Below are 16,489 nucleotides of genomic sequence, written 5' to 3'. Positions count from 1 at the left end.
AAAAATATTGTTACTATGAAAAAGGCAGTTTATTGTATTTTACTTTTCCAGTTCCTGGTTTTCTACGGGCTCGATGCCAAAAACTTACACCTCAAAGTACTCCAGTTTAATATTTGGCAAGAAGGCACCGTGGTGCCCGGGGGCTTTGATGCCATCATCGACGAGATTATCCGGACAGAAGCCGATTTGGTGGCATTGAGCGAAGTGCGCAATTATAACAATACCAGCCTGGATGAGCGTATGGTAAAAGCATTGGCCGCCAAAGGGCATACTTTTTATGCCCGCCGCGGCCAGGATACGGGACTGCTTTCGCGCTTTCCCATCCTATCGCAGGAGGCCTTGTTTCCTGTTAAAAACGACCAAGGATCTGTAACCAAGGCCATCATCAAAGTTAAGGGTGTCGAGGTGGCCTTTTACAGTGCCCATCTCGATTATCGCAATTGCAGCCTTTACCTGCCACGCGGCTACGATGGCTCTACCTGGGCCAAGCTGCCGGCACCCATTACCGATACTGCGATTATTGCTGCCGACAACCTTAAATCGATGCGCGACGAAGCCATAGATACATTTATAGCCGACGCACTGCAAGAAATAAGCAATGGCCGGGAGGTGATATTTGGCGGCGACTTTAACGAGCCTTCGCACCTGGATTGGATAGAAGCCAATAAAAACCTTTACGACCGCAACGGGGTAGTGATGCCATGGCGTAATACCCTTGCACTGAGCAAAGCTGGTTTTACCGATGTGTATCGGGAGATTTTCCCTAACCCATTGACCCATCCGGGTTTTACCTTCCCCGCGGATAACATACTGGTACCTATCGATAAGCTGGCCTGGGCGCCCGATGCCGATGACCGCGACCGTATTGATTTTATTTTCTATTATCCCGGCCAACGGCTAAAACTGAAAGATGTCAAGATAATTGGCCCCATAGGCTCTGTGGTACGCAACAAACGACAGCCTGAAACATCTGATGACCCCATAGAGGAACCGCCGGGCATATGGCCAACCGACCACAAAGCGGTGCTGGCCATGTTTGTGCTGAGGGTTCAAGGATAATACATTATAATGTTGTGTGGGTTATTTTATTGTTGGGAATTTTGGCAACTATTGGAAAGTTCAGCAAGCCGCTAACGAGCAGCGTGTTATTATAGATTTAGGTGAAATAATGACCATCAAAGGTGTTTCCTTACATCGTCCTTACAACTTATCTTCAGAAGTAGTAAAAGAGTTCCAAGTATATGGTCGCCCTCAATTCTTTTTGTTTAACCCGGAAAATTCATTGAATTTTCTCTGTCTCCAACAGCGACTACGTTTCACCTCCACTTTTGTGCCCCAACAATGGGTTCAGCTATGTCGGGGTAACCCACATTTATATTCATTATGATGTAATCTGATGAATAACGTGGGTTAATTGAAGGAATTGAAATGGAAGAGAAAAATCTTACATAACCCATTCTGGGATTAAATGGGAGAGCTGGCTAGGGATCAAAGAGCCTGTAAGTTGAGCTCTGGATAATGCAAAAAAATGTTAGATTTGCACAAGAAAAACAGAGGATTAGGAATGGGGAGGAACTTCCGGGATGTTTTATCAAATATCGAAGAATTGTATCAAATTTAAAGTCTCCCTTTGCAATATATCCAGGGAATTGTTTCAAGGAACAGATTTGGTCGAAACAAGCATTACGACCAACCAAAACAAATAATTAATGCACTATATAAAAATAAACACTTTGCAGCTGGTATTAGAAGAGAGCATACCTCCGGGAAGTAGCGAAAAAAATAATAAATAATTCAATCATCAAATAATCAGGCAATTTTAGTTTGTTTTTAAAATTATCCTGATATCTATGTTGCTAATTTTTATACGCATGAAAAAATTTAATTTCACCTTGATTTTTAGTTGTATAAGTATCCTTACTTTCGCAACAACACCTATTTTAGAGGGGTATAAGTATACTACCCGCAATGCCCCCACGGGTAAGGAATGGGAATCACCCGAAAATTTGGCGCTTAACAAAGAACAGCCGCGCGCGTGGTTCTTTTCGTTCGCCGACACCCAAAGTGCCCGTAAGGTGCTGCCGGAGCATTCCGACTACTGGATGACGCTGAACGGCGATTGGAAATTCAGTTGGGTAAAGCATCCCGATGAACGGCCCAAACAATTTATGGATCCTAATTTCGACGTATCGGCCTGGGACGACATCAAAGTGCCCTCGAACTGGAACGTCGCCGGAATACAAAAAAATGGCGAGCTGAAATATGGTGTGCCCATTTATGTGAATCAGCCGGTTATTTTTCAGCATAAAGTAGCCGTGGACGACTGGCGCGGTGGCGTGATGCGTACCCCCCCAAAGCACTGGACAACCTATGAGCATCGCAACGAAGTAGGTTCCTACCGCCGCGATTTTGAAATTCCCGCCGACTGGGACGGCCGCGAAGTATTTATCAGCTTCGATGGGGTAGATTCGTTCTTTTACCTATGGATTAACGGGCATTACGTAGGTTTCTCGAAAAACTCGCGCAATACGGCCGACTTCAATATCACGCAATATCTACAAAAAGGAAAAAATACGGTGGCTGCCGAAGTTTATCGCAGTTCCGACGGTTCTTTCCTCGAAGCACAGGATATGTTCCGCCTGCCGGGTATATACCGTACCGTAGCGCTGCATTCCAAGCCCAAAGTTCACATTCGCGATTTGAATGTATTCCCCGATCTGGATGCCAACTACCAAGATGGAAAAATTAACCTTAAAGCGGACATCCGTAACCTGGATAAAGGCAAAGCCAAAGGTTATAAAGTAGTTTACTCACTTTATGAGCATAAACTTTATTCCGACGAAAACAATCCGGTGGCCAATGCTACGGCATCTGCAGCTATTGCTACGTTAACGGCCAATCAAAATTCAGGTTTTATAAAAGCCGTAATGGAAGTATCGTCACCCAATCTTTGGTCGGCCGAAAAACCATATCAATATACTTTGGTAGCAGAGCTAAAAGACAAAAAGAACAGGACGGTAGAAACCGTTTCTACCCGCATGGGGTTTGCCAAAGTGGAGATAAAAGACACCAAGGCCGAGGACGATGAATTTGGATTGGCCGGACGTTATTTTTACGTAAACGGTGAAACAGTAAAACTTAAAGGTGTTAACCGTCACGAAACAAGTCCGGCAGTAGGGCATGCCATTACGCGCAAAATGATGGAAGACGAAATAATGCTAATGAAGCGCGCCAATATCAACCACGTGCGCAATGCCCATTACCCCGACGATCCTTACTGGTATTATCTGTGCAACAAATACGGCATCTATTTGGAAGATGAGGCCAATATCGAATCGCATCAATATTATTATGGCGATGCATCGCTCTCGCACCCGGTAGAATGGAAAGCGGCTACAGTAGCCCGTGTGATGGAGATGGTTCATGCCAACATCAACAACCCATCCATCGTTATCTGGTCGCTGGGCAACGAGGCCGGACCCGGAAAAAATTTCGTAGCAGCCTACGATGCACTCAAAACCGTTGACACAACGCGCCCCGTACAATACGAACGTAACAACAGCATTGTGGATATGGGTTCCAATCAATATCCCTCTATTGCTTGGGTAAACGGTGCCGTGCAAGGAGAATATAACATCAAATACCCTTTCCACATTTCGGAATATGCCCACTCTATGGGTAATGCCTGCGGAAACCTGGTGGATTATTGGAATGCCATGGAAAGCACCAACTTTTTTATGGGTGGCGCTATCTGGGACTGGGTGGATCAGTCGCTGTACAACTACGACAAAGAAACCGGAGAACGTTACATGGCCTATGGTGGCGACTTTGGCGATACGCCCAACGACGGCCAGTTTGTGTTAAACGGTATTGTATTTGGCGATCTGGAACCGAAACCGCAGTATTACGAAGTTAAAAAGGTATATCAGCACATTGACGTAAAAGCCATAAACCTGGAAGCGGGAGATTTTGAAGTTTTCAATAAATATTATTTCAAAGACTTGTCCGATTATGACATGCGTTGGGCGGTTTACGAAAACGGAAGCGAAGTGAAGGCCGGAAATGTGGCATTGGGCAACATAGCCCCCCGCACGCGCAGCACGGTAAAGCTACCGATCAGCAGCTTAAAATTGAACGAAGGTTCTGAATATTTTGTCAAAGTCCAGTTCTTATTAAAGGATAGCGAGCCATGGGCTTCCAAGGGCTTTGTACAAGCCGAAGAACAGATACGATTGAAAGCTGCCGGAAAACGACCCACCGTGGCGGAAGCAGCCAAAGCGGTTTCTACGGATAAAATCCGGATCACCGACGGTGCAGCCAATATCAAAAACCTGAAAGGAAAAGGTTTTGAGTTACAGTTCGATACCGAAAGCGGAAGCATACATAGCCTTACTTATGGAAATGATGTGATTATTGCTGCCGGCAATGGCCCAAGGTTAAATGCGCTACGTGCTTTTGTGAATAACGACAATTGGTTTTACAGCCAGTGGTTCGAACGTGGACTGCACAACCTGGAACACCGTGCTACGGAAAGTAATTTTATGACCAAAGCCGATGGAACAGTTGTGGCTTCGTTTACCGTTGTTTCGCAAGCGCCCAACGCAGCAAAAATCCATGGTGGAACGAGCTCGGGCAAAAACACCATCGAAGAATTGACAGATCGCACCTTTGGCGACGAGGACTTTAAATTCACCACCAGCCAGGTATGGACGGTATATCCCGATGGTTCGGTTGAACTACAGGCAAGTATCACTTCCAATCAATCCGGATTGGTATTGCCACGATTAGGCTATGTGATGAAAGTCCCCGGTAAATACGAAAACTTCCACTATTACGGTCGTGGCCCTGTCGATAATTATGCCGATCGCAAATCGGGCCAGTTCATCGAATTACATCGCAGCACCGTTAAAGGCGAGTTTGTCAATTTCCCTAAACCCCAGGATATGGGTAACCACGAAGATGTACGCTGGGCAGCATTGACCGATAACAGAGGTAAAGGGGCGGTGTTTATTGCCACTGACCGCCTTTCGGTTACGGCATTGCCTTACTCGGCCATGGATTTAATTTTGGCTTCGCATCCTTATCAGCTGCCAAAAGCCACCGACACCTATTTGCATCTGGATGCTGCGGTTACAGGTTTGGGCGGAAACAGCTGCGGACAAGGTGGCCCACTGGAACACGATCGGGTAAAGGCCGTTGACAACAGCATGGGCTTTATCATCCGGCCTGCCGGTAGCAACCTGAGCAAAACAGCTATGGTAAGCCCTTCAGGCGATGTGGCTGTGGGTATTTCGCGCAGCCGGGCCGGCGAGGTAACACTTTCGTCGCCACGCATAGGAAGTGCAATCCGTTATCGCCTAAACAAAGGTAAAACAAAAGATTATCGTGGTGCCATACCATTGCGTGATGGTGGCACAGTTACGGCTTGGTTAAAAAGCAATCCAAAGATTAAAACTACTATGGAGTTTGCAAAAATCGAAACCATCCTCACCGAGGTGATTTTTGCAAGCAGCCAGGAGGCCGGCCATGGCGATGCCGCGCATTTGGTAGATGGCAACCCCAACACCATATGGCACAGCATGTACTCGGTTACCGTGGCCAAGCATCCGCATTGGGTAGATCTGGATGCCGGGGAACTTAAAAACATCAAGGGCTTTACCTACCTGCCCCGCCAGGACGGGCCTAACGGAAATGTAAAAGCCTACAGCATCCATATTAGCAAAGATGGTAAAGCGTGGGGCGAGCCCGTGATAGAAGGCCAATTTGCTAATAACCGTAACGAGAAGAAAGTGACTTTCGACAAACCGGTAGAAGGGCGCTATATCCGCTTTACGGCCCTGAGCGAACAAAATGGCAGGGACTTTGCCACCGGAGCCGAAATTACCATTCAGGCTGAATAATACTGTAAAAAAGGAACTTTTTACAAGAAACATGCGTATCCATCCCAAACTTCACCATTGGTGACATTGGGATGGATACGATTCGTTAGTTTTTACGATGATACTGTTAAGATTTTTGTTAGCCCGTGCGTGTATGCCACTGCTTAATGCATGATTTTAACAAGAATCACAATCCTGCACATCCAATTATTGGGCAACTGAAAACATTGGCGGCCAAAGGACATACTTTTTATGCCCGCTGTGGGCAGTATACAGGATTACTTTCACGTGTTACCATCCTATCGCAGGAGGCATTTTTTCCGGTTAAAAACAATCAAAGGTCTATCACAAAAGCCATCATCGATGTGTAGGGTGTTGAGAAGGCTGTTTACAGTGCCCATCTCGATTATCGTAATGGCAGCCTTTAGCTGCCGCGTGGCTACCAAGGTTCTGCCTGGCACAACACCCTTGTGTTGAGCAAAGCTGGCTTTACCGATGTGTAAAGCGAAATAATCTCTAATCCCTTGTGACCCATCCGGGGTTTATCTTCCCCGCAGACAATCCACTGGAACCTATCGATAAGTTAGCCTGGGCTCCCAGGGCCGTCGACCACGACCGTATTGATTTTGTTTTCTATTATCCCGCAAACGACTAATACTGAAAGATGCCAAAATAATTGGCCTATTGGATTTGAATTGCGCATCAATAACCAGCCGAAACAACCGACGAATCCATTATTGAACCATTGGATAAATGGCCTACAGACCACAAAGCAGTCCTGGCTAAATTTATGCTTAAAATAGATAAATAATTTGGGTGGAACTGTGCAGGATTACAAAAGCAGAATAGAATACATTATGCTGAAAACACCTGCTCATATAAACGTAGTTTTACACAGCCTGGATAAAGAAAAAATCAGAAAATTACCTATAGCATCCGTTGATAAAGAAAAAAAATGAAAATCATCAATACCGATATACGTACTATTTTGAATCCAAAATAATTATATTTGATGTAAATAAAACCTAACGAATATAACCGGCGATGGCTAAAGCAAAAAAATTTGGGACATTTGGTGGTGTCTTCACGCCTTCCATTCTCACCATCCTTGGCGTTATCATGTATCTGCGTTTTCCCACCATACTTGGGCAGGCAGGTTTGATTAATACCATCGGAATTATTGTGGTTGCTCATATTATTTCCATAACTACCAGTTTAAGTGTAGCCTCTCTCTCCACCGATAAGCCGGTTCAAACCGGAGGTACCTACTTTATGATTTCGCGAAGCCTTGGATTACCTATTGGAGGTACCCTGGGGCTGGCTTTGTTTGTGGGCTTGTCGTTTAGTGTTAGTTTATACCTCATCGGTTTTTCTGAAAGTTTTTTACAATATTGGGGTATAGAACATAGCGTTAACGCCATACGTATAACAGGTACCATCGTTTTAACAGTTGTTACCACCATCACATTTATCAGTGCCTCGCTGGCCATTAAGTCGCAGTACTTTATCATGGCAGCTATCTTTTTATCCTTTCTTTCTATCCTTTTTGGCAAACATGATTTGGCACCCACCGAAATAAACTTTGCACCCCTGGCAACATCAGCCCCCTTTATGGTACTGTTTGGTATATTTTTTCCTGCTGTTACCGGTTTTGAGGCGGGAGTAGCCATGTCCGGCGACCTTAAGAACCCCAAGAAGTCGCTACCTCTTGGCGCAATAATGGCAGTAGGCGTGGGCTTGGTGGTGTATATTATCTTCGCATTTTTTTACACCTATACAGTTGATGCGAATGCTTTATACAGTGATCCGGAAATATTATTTAAAATATCGCTTGTTCCGGCGTTGGTGCTCATGGGCATATGGGGCGCTACCTTATCATCGGCATTGGGCAGTATTTTAGGAGCACCCCGTATATTGCAGGCTATTGCCATGGACAAAATAGCCCCTAAGTGGTTTGCTAAGGGAACCGGTAAATCCAATGAACCACGCAACGCCTTGATATTGGCCTTTATAATTGCAGAAGCCGGTATTTTAATAGGGGAGCTGGACTTGATCGCCCGTATCGTTTCCATGTTTTTTATTACCACCTATGCTTTTTTAAATTTAGCCTCCGCCATCGAGAGCTGGTCCAGTTCCGATTTTCGTCCCGCTTTTAAAGTGCCGCGTTTTGTGAGTGTAATAGGAACCATAGCGGCATTTTTTGTGATGATTTTGCTTGATTTTCTGGCGCTTGCCGGAGCCACGATAGTACTGGGCTTTATTTACTTTTATTTGCAACGCAAGGAGCTTATTCTGGAAAGTGGCGACGCGTGGAGTAGTTTCTGGACCAACCTGGCCAAAAGAGCATTGTTAAAATTAAGTGTACAAAAAACCGATAAACGCAACTGGCGACCCAATATCATCCTGTTTAGTGGCGGCCAAAAAGCAAGGCCCCATTTAGTGGAGATGGGTTTGGCCTTAACAGGTAAATTAGGTGCGCTAACGGATTTTAATCTTTCGTTGGGAGAAACGGGTAAATATGTGCCTCAGCGGATTAAGGGCGGTAAAAAGGGTAAAAAAACAAATTACTTTATCCGCGAATTAGCATGCGAAACATTACAAAGTGGAATAGAAACGGTAACCAACATCTATGGTTTTAGCGGCTTTGAACCCAACTCGGTTTTGATGGGTTGGAGCCGAGACGCAAAAAACGCCGACTTTTTAGCGAGTGTTTTAAAAGATCTGAAAAATAAAAACCTGAATGCCGTATTTTTGGATTACCATGCCCAGGTTGGTTTTGGTAAAAAAGAAGCTATAGATATATGGTGGAATGGAAAAGGGAGACATCTGAGTTTTTCATTAAACTTATTACGCTTCTTGTTATCCGATCCCGACTGGCGTGATGCAAAGGTAAGGATAATGGTTATCAACAGTGATACTTCGCTCAACGATAGCATTTATCGCAACACCAATGCCATATTGGCCGAGAAACGAATTAAAGCGGAAGTAAGGGTTATAAACGACGACTTTGGTTCGCGCACCAAAGAAGCTATTTTTAGTTCGGAATCGGTAGATGCCGATTTAATCATGCTAGGTGTGTCGCAACGCAATACCGCATTAACTAATGCATACGTGCAACAAATCAACAAAATCTCTACCCTGCCGGCAAGTCTGCTCATACTTAACCCCTCATCGGAATTTGAAGAAATAAATTTAGTTGCCCATCAGCGTAGCAAAAGTGAGATAATATCTACCCGCAAAACACCAGACATGCCCGCTTTGCCACAAATCCCTAACAAAGTGGTAAAGGTAAAGATAGCACAACTCGACGATGATTTACTCGCCATAGGTACAGGTTTTATGGATAATACGTTATGGGCATCCATAAATAATCTGATATTGATTAACAAGCAACTTCAAGAGTTTGCCGATCAAAACAGATCTACGTTCAACAAGGAATTGAAAGAAATTGTCAGCCACGAACGTCAAAAAACAGTTTTACGTTATCATCAGTCCTTTTTGCGTAAAGCTACAGGCATTATTGAAAAATCGAACCGAGCATTGATAAACGAAACAAAAGAGATTTTAAATCATGGTATTTCCGAAATGCTTTCTCGTTTTGGCAATTACATTTACGAGTCGGCAGATACCATCCATATACCCTATTTCGTATCTGAAAAAAACAAAGAGAAGATATATAATTACCCCTATCAAAAAGCCTTGTCGCATTATCTGCAGCAGCAAGTTATGCCCACAATCCATCTGCAGTTAAACAAGATGGAAAAAATGTCGGCCTTTGTACTAAGCGAATTAAGAAATCTTGTGTTAGGATTAAACGACGCTTACGAAAAATTAACCCTGTTGCCGGAAGATCAGCAAAACTTACTTAATAGCGAATTTTCCAAACATTTAACTGATTTTGAATCTATCGAAAACCAATTAAATCAATTTAAAGAAAATTCGCAAAAGGCCATCCTGCATGATATCAGACAGTTGGTTATTACCATGGCAAGTGATTTTGAATCGCCCACCTCCTTGCAACAAGCCAAAAGAAAGATTAAAAGCGAAAAAGATAGCACAAAGGAGCTGATAAATGAATTTACCGATAACTGGGCAACAGGTATGTCTTTATTAAACAACACACTATACCTTGATTTGCTGGTACTGTCGCGAAAAAATATATTCAAAAATGTGATTCAAAAAGGCAATGCCAGGATAAACACTTTAATAAGTGGCACTTTTTTTCCGGCTATAAATAAGTTGCATGAGTATATGAATGCGGATATTGATGCCGATGCTGCTGCGGGGTTTGTGGCAAAATCGTTAAACTTAAAAGACCAACTCGATATTTTACCTATTTATACCGATACCTACCATAAGGCAAGCGAGCTTCTAGAGGATTTTCCGGAGGAATTGTCCATACCGGAATTGATAACACAAAACTCGGAACCGCTGCGCTTTGCAGATTTTGTTCCGGTAAATGCCAACTTACAAAAAACCGCCTTTTATTATATTGATGTATTATTCCATGAACCATTTTACCGCGAAATAGAACGACTTGAAAATACGGTAAGTAAAGCGCTTATGGACTGCAAGGAAGCCAACAACATATGGCTCTTTAATCTGAACAACCTAAAAGAAGCTGATAGCGATAGTGACCTTAAAAAGCGATTCGACAAGGATTTAAATAAAAAGCTGGCTGCACAGGTTAACGAAGAAAAAACAAAAGTAGAAACAGCAATGAACCGCATGAACCACTACTCTTTGGTTTACCTTCATGATGCATTCTCCAAGCTGTTTTACCACTCTATTCTTCAAACCGAGCAGAATATTTATGCCGAAAAACGGGAGCAGAAAGGACGAAAAATAAATATACTTTTATCCAAAGGGCTTAACGCGATTAAAAATTCTGCAAATGATTTTGTAATTCGTGTGGTAAACAGTAGCAGTAAGGGCTTGATACTTTCTAAAAAATATCTCTCGGAATCTACAAGCGGCAAAACACAGGTAAAAAAAATACTCGATTTGGTAGAGGAGTTACTGCCCGATAGCAAAGCTTATAATGCGGTTCCCGTATTTTATCGCAACCTGATGAGTAGCACATCAAAAATAACCGAGGAATTTATGGTGCCGCGAAACGAAGAAATGAATACGATTAAGGACGCACTCAAACGGCATAAAAGGGGGCTGGGAGGAGCCGTGATTATAAAAGGCGTTCATGGTTCCGGAAAAACGGTGCTGAGCAGATATGCGGCCTTCCATCTGTTTAAGAAAAACAACGTACTCTGGATTACCCCCCCCGAAAAAGGCGCCGTACGTGTAGAAGACTTGCTGCACGAGTTGAGAGAGCAGACTGGCCGTTTCGGTGATTTTGACTCACTGCTTAATTACATGCCGTACGAAAGCGTGATGGTGCTAAACGACCTTGAACTTTGGTGGGAAAGAAGCCCCGAAGGTGGTGCGGCGATAAATAAAATATTGGAGTTGATTAGGTTGTACAGCAACAAAATATTTTTCATACTCAACTGCAACCATTACGCGTTTAATATTTTACGTCAGCTATTCCCACTCGAAGACAACAGCCTGGCTATTGTTGATTGTCAACCTTTTACCGCCAAGCAGTTACAACAGCTCATTATGAGCCGTCATAAGTCGAGCAGTTTGTCGCTTATTTATAATGGCAAAACAGAGGAAAGCATACCGCAATTAACTTATTCAATGTTGTTTAACACTTATTTTAATATCTCGCAAGGCATTCCGGGCATTGCCATAAATACCTGGAAAGCAAATATTATAGAAGCCAAACAAGATACGATACGCATTAAAAAACCAAAAAAAATGTCGTTTGATGCACTTTATCATCTCAACAGCGACTGGCTGATAATAATAGCTTTGTTTATACAGCACAAAAATATGGATGTGGAAAAGCTGATTCGAATTACCGGTCTTGAAAAGGATGAGTGCGAGAATTATCTGATGCAACTTAAAAATTCGGGCCTCATCGTTAAAAATCAGAATAATATATTTACGGTTGGCCGTACTATAGAGCCTTTATTGGTAGAGGTTTGCCGCGAAAAAGGTATAATTTAAACCAGTTACGATGATAGCTAAAATAATAAGCATTGCTTTAATCATTTTTTTATTGTTCCGACTCCTGTTTTCTTTAAAAAATAAGTGGGGTCTTTCGGTAAAAATAAAAAGACATCTGGCCTACATATTGCCTATTGCAGAGTTATTTGTATGGATAGGTTATTTGATTTGGGCGGTAAGGCTCATCTACTTATCGCAAAATTACTTTACCTTGGCAGCCGTGGGCATTGTGCTATTGGTTCTATGCATACCCCTGTATCTTTTATTGCGCGACTTTATTGTTGGCAACGTTTTAAAGATGCAGAACAAAGTTAATGAGGGTGTATTTATTGAGATAGAAGAAATTAAAGGCCGCATAAAAAGGGCGGGGTATTTTCGACTGGATATAGAAGACAATCGGGGCAACATCAACTCCATACCCTATAACCATATACGCTCAAAAATAATATCGCAGTACGGTATCAATCAAAATTTGGCCAAAGTGGTATTGCGTTTCACATTTCCGGATACTACTAAAGTTAATTACATCGTACCTCTACTTAAACGGCAAATATTAAACACACCATGGGCAGCTGTTTCGCAAGATCCCATCGTTGAAAAAACCAAAACGGAGAACGGTAAATTAATCATTGAGGTAGGCACCTACACCCTTGACAAATCGTATGGGGAGAATATTAAGAATTGCGTTGACAAGCAATTTTCTTTATCATATTACCAAAAATAAAATGATGGAAAGGCAATACGAATAGCCAGTAGGCTCTTCCCCATAAGCCACGCGGTCGAAAAGTGGCCGTTTGATGCAAGGTATCGCCATCTACATTAAACTCCAACCATGCTTCACCGGGCAGCTTCATTTCGGCGTATAAAAGTAAACGCCCTTTCGAACGATCGGCCAATACTACACGCCAAAAGTCGAGCACATCGCCCGAGGCTATCTCATCGTCGTGTGTGCGCCCCCTGCGGAGACCCACACCGCCCGCCATTTTGTCCATGGTACCTCTGAGCTGCCACAGCCAATTGCCATAATACCAACCCACTTTACCTCCCAATTTCCATATACGCGCTATACATTTATCCCGATTGTCAACTTTTGAGGCTCTGCTATCCACATAACAGCCCCTGACCGGTACTTCGACATACGCTTGCAAGCTGGAAGGAAAATGACTGCTTATCACCGAATCTTTCCATGAAGAAACCACCTCGTTTTGCTGAATACGCATAAAAGCCATCTCCACCGCTTTTTTATAGGGCATAAGATCGATACCCAGATGCTGAGCCAAATCATTTGGCTTTGCCACCACTTCTACCTTCATACTATTAACCAGGTTAACGGCTAAATAGTACGAAGTTGAGGTTACAAAGTACAACCAATATGACGACAAGCGTGGGGTCATTATTGGTAAGGAATAAATATAACGCTTTAGCTTTCGTACTTGAGCCAATAGCAACATCATATCTTTATAGGTGAGTACATCCGGTCCGCCAATATCATACGAATGTCCGTAGGTAGGTGAATTAAAAATAGTGCGGGTTAAAAACTGTATCACATTACGTATGGCTATGGGTTGCGATTTTGTTAAAATCCATCGAGGCGTTATCATAACAGGTAACTTCTCCACCAAATCTCTAACTATCTCAAACGATGCACTTCCTGATCCTATGATGATACCCGCCCTGAGGGTAGTTAAATGATAGGATCCTGATTTTAAAATATCCTCTACTGCTTTACGTGATTGTAAATGCTTCGATAGGGTGTGATCATTAACAATGCCACTTAAATAAACCACATGCTTTACGTTGGTTTTTTTTATCGCCTCATTAAAATTGGTCGCACATTCTGCTTCCTTCGTACCAAAATCGCCGGTGGTACTCATAGAATGCACCAAATAATACGCACCATCAATATCTGCGGGAATATTTTTTAAGCTGTCTTTTTGGAGCAGGTCTAATTCAATAACTGATACATTAGGATAATCCACAACAAATCTATTTTTATCGCGCACCGCACAAACCACCTCATGTTTTAACTCAATTAATTGTGGTAATAGCCTTTTGCCAATGTAACCCGTTGCACCCGTCAATAAAATTTTCATCGTATTAAATTTAGAATTGAATAGCTTCTCAGCAGCTGCTTTTAAATGGTAAAACCTTTTAGACTAAACACCTAAACGCTTCAGTTGTTTTTACATTGCCACTTAAAAAATGGCCAATTACAACCACATTTTGCGCTTGTCTGTTATTGAATAATCATTAATATAAAATATCTTTACACTTGAATAAATATAAAAAACGCATGATAAATCTTTTTCCCTTGTGGCTGCTGGGCATCTTAATTCTATCGGCCTGTAGTAATCCTACTAAAACTAACCCCCTACTCCCCTCCCATCTTCCTGAAGCACCTGTAGCTCCACGGGAGGATACACTTATAACCATACACGGCCACACCCGCACCGATCCTTATTTTTGGATGCGCCTGAGCGATGCGCAAAAAAACAGTGCAGCGCCCGATGTGCAGACCCGGAAAACCCTCGATTACCTCCATGCCGAAAATGCCTACACCGACTCGGTGATGCAAAACACGCAAGATCTGCAACAAAAGTTATTCGATGAGATAGTAGGACGCATCAAAAAAGATGATGAGTCGGTACCATATTTCTCCAACGGATATTGGTATTACAGCAGATACGAAGAGGGTATGGAATACCCTGTTGTATGCCGAAAAAAGGAGAGCCTGGAAAGTGCCGAGGAAATATTACTGAACATAAATGAGGTAGCCAAGGGGCATGCCTACTATTCGGCAACCGCGCTGTCTGTTAGTCCCAACAACAAAATACTGGCCTTTGCCGAAGATACGCTTAGCCGACGTATTTACACCGTGCGTTTTAAAAATCTGGAAACGGGCGAATTTTATAAGGATGAAATCCCCAACGTATCGCCCGGCGGTGCATGGGCCAACGACAATCGCACTTATTTCTACACCTCAAAAAATAAGGTTTCGCTGCTTAGCGAAAAGATTTGGCGGCATAAGCTGGGTACCTCCACTAAAGCTGACGTGATGGTATATCACGAAAAAGACCCATCGTATTATATTGGAGCATACAAGTCCAAATCAGACAAGTACATCATTATATACGCGCAAAGCACTTTAAACAGCGCTTACCATATATTAAATGCCAACGAGCCAAGTGGTACCTTTAAGCCGTTTACACCGCGCAGCGCAGCGCACGAGTATTCCATCAACCATTTTGAAGACAAATTCTATATTGTTACGAACCACAAGGCACAAAATTTTAGGTTGATGGAAACGCCAGAAAACGCCACTGCCATGGAAAACTGGAAGGAAGTGATTCCTCACCGCGAGGACGTTTTACTGGAGGGGATAGATGTTTTTAAGAACTACCTTGTGGTGAGCGAACGGAAAAATGCTTTGAACCATCTCCGCATCATCCACCAAAAAACGAAGGACGAACATTACATCGACTTTGGTGAAGAAGTTTATGTGGCCGGCTCCTCGGCCAACCCGGAGTTCGATACCGAACTGTTGCGTTATACCTACAGTTCTCTGACAACCCCCTACTCTACTATTGACTATAACATGACCACCAAAACCAAAGACATAAAGAAAGTACAGGAAGTGGTAGGAGGTCACAAGCCCGAAGAGTACCATGCAGAAAGACAATGGGCCATTGCTCGCGACGGAACCAAAATTCCCATTTCGCTGGTGTATAAAAAAGGTACGCCATTGGATGGCTCGGCTCCCCTGTTGCTTTATGCCTATGGTTCGTATGGCAACACCATAAATCCGGGCTTTAGCTCCACGCGGCTGAGCCTCTTAAACAGGGGATTTGTATTTGCCATTGCACACATTCGCGGTGGCCAGGCCATGGGCCGACAGTGGTACGACGACGGTAAAATGATGAAAAAGATGAATACCTTTACCGATTATATCGACTGCAGCCAATTTTTAATTGATGAAAAATATACATCGCCCCAACACCTCTATGCCATGGGTGGTAGCGCCGGCGGCTTGTTGATGGGTGCCATAGTAAATATGGAGCCACAATTGTACAATGGTGTTATTGCTCAGGTTCCGTTTGTGGATGTAATATCCACCATGTTAGACGAAACCATTCCGCTTACCACTAACGAGTTCGACGAATGGGGAAACCCCAAAAACAAAGCTGCCTATGATTATATGCTCAAATATTCGCCCTACGATAACGTAAAGGCACAAGAGTATCCGCACCTACTCATCACCACCGGATTGTTCGATTCGCAGGTACAGTATTGGGAACCGGCCAAATGGCTGGCCAGATTACGAGCCACCAAAACCGACGACAACCTACTGATTATGCGCACCAACATGGAAGCCGGCCACGGTGGCGCTTCGGGTCGTTTTGAGCCCTACAAGGCAGTAGCCCTGGAATATAGTTTTATGTTTATGTTGGAGGGGATAGCGGAATAAAGGCATGTAGTTTTATCAAGGGCTGAAATCGACTATTCAATAATCCACTGGGTTTCAGCCTTTTTTTTCGCCTACG

7 protein-coding genes are annotated in these 16,489 nt (G+C 43.3%); 6 read left to right on the top strand and 1 reads right to left on the bottom strand.

The features are described 5' to 3' along the window. Positions 1-15 precede the first annotated feature (15 nt). From FN809_RS05760 to FN809_RS05740, 5 genes are all read left to right on the top strand, one after another. Positions 16-1,059: an endonuclease/exonuclease/phosphatase family protein gene (locus FN809_RS05760; protein WP_142532541.1), complete on the top strand. Its 1,044-nt coding sequence runs from the start codon at positions 16-18 to the stop codon at positions 1,057-1,059. An 812-nt stretch (positions 1,060-1,871) separates the two neighbouring features. Further along, positions 1,872-5,900, top strand: coding sequence for a glycoside hydrolase family 2 TIM barrel-domain containing protein (locus FN809_RS05755; RefSeq protein WP_142532540.1), 4,029 nt, complete (start codon positions 1,872-1,874; stop codon positions 5,898-5,900). A gap of 146 nt (positions 5,901-6,046) precedes the next feature. Beyond that, complete coding sequence (locus tag FN809_RS05750; protein ID WP_142532539.1) at positions 6,047-6,250, top strand: hypothetical protein; 204 nt, start codon at positions 6,047-6,049, stop codon at positions 6,248-6,250. A 673-nt stretch (positions 6,251-6,923) separates the two neighbouring features. Then, positions 6,924-11,948 (top strand): amino acid permease, encoded by a 5,025-nt coding sequence (locus FN809_RS05745; RefSeq protein ID WP_142532538.1) that lies wholly within the window; start codon positions 6,924-6,926, stop codon positions 11,946-11,948. Positions 11,949-11,958: 10 nt separating this feature from the next. Continuing rightward, the gene (locus FN809_RS05740; protein ID WP_142532537.1) at positions 11,959-12,672 is read left to right on the top strand and encodes a mechanosensitive ion channel domain-containing protein; all 714 of its coding nucleotides are present in this window, start codon (positions 11,959-11,961) and stop codon (positions 12,670-12,672) included. Here FN809_RS05740 and FN809_RS05735 read toward each other — a convergent pair. Then, positions 12,623-14,041 carry an SDR family oxidoreductase gene (locus FN809_RS05735; protein ID WP_142532536.1) on the bottom strand — a complete coding sequence of 473 codons (1,419 nt, stop codon included), beginning with the start codon at positions 14,039-14,041 and terminating at the stop codon, positions 12,623-12,625. The two genes, FN809_RS05740 and FN809_RS05735, sit on opposite strands and share 50 nt — an antisense overlap. A 200-nt stretch (positions 14,042-14,241) precedes the next feature. On the opposite strand from FN809_RS05735, the gene FN809_RS05730 reads away from it, so the two are divergent. Further along, positions 14,242-16,413: a S9 family peptidase gene (locus FN809_RS05730; RefSeq protein ID WP_142532535.1), complete on the top strand. Its 2,172-nt coding sequence runs from the start codon at positions 14,242-14,244 to the stop codon at positions 16,411-16,413. Positions 16,414-16,489 lie beyond the last annotated feature (76 nt).

This window comes from Saccharicrinis carchari (assembly GCF_900182605.1).
In the GTDB taxonomy this organism is placed as follows: Bacteria; Bacteroidota; Bacteroidia; order Bacteroidales; family Marinilabiliaceae; genus Saccharicrinis; species Saccharicrinis carchari.
This window is presented reverse-complemented; position numbering and strand designations above follow the sequence as displayed.

Bases quoted from the DNA above. Each gene is read 5' to 3' on its own strand.
- FN809_RS05760 (WP_142532541.1), top strand. From the start codon at position 16: ATGAAAAAGGCAGTTTATTGTATTTTACTTTTCCAGTTCCTGGTTTTC.
- FN809_RS05755 (WP_142532540.1), top strand. From the start codon at position 1,872: ATGAAAAAATTTAATTTCACCTTGATTTTTAGTTGTATAAGTATCCTT.
- FN809_RS05750 (WP_142532539.1), top strand. From the start codon at position 6,047: ATGCATGATTTTAACAAGAATCACAATCCTGCACATCCAATTATTGGG.
- FN809_RS05745 (WP_142532538.1), top strand. From the start codon at position 6,924: ATGGCTAAAGCAAAAAAATTTGGGACATTTGGTGGTGTCTTCACGCCT.
- FN809_RS05740 (WP_142532537.1), top strand. From the start codon at position 11,959: ATGATAGCTAAAATAATAAGCATTGCTTTAATCATTTTTTTATTGTTC.
- FN809_RS05735 (WP_142532536.1), bottom strand. From the start codon at position 14,041: ATGAAAATTTTATTGACGGGTGCAACGGGTTACATTGGCAAAAGGCTA.
- FN809_RS05730 (WP_142532535.1), top strand. From the start codon at position 14,242: ATGATAAATCTTTTTCCCTTGTGGCTGCTGGGCATCTTAATTCTATCG.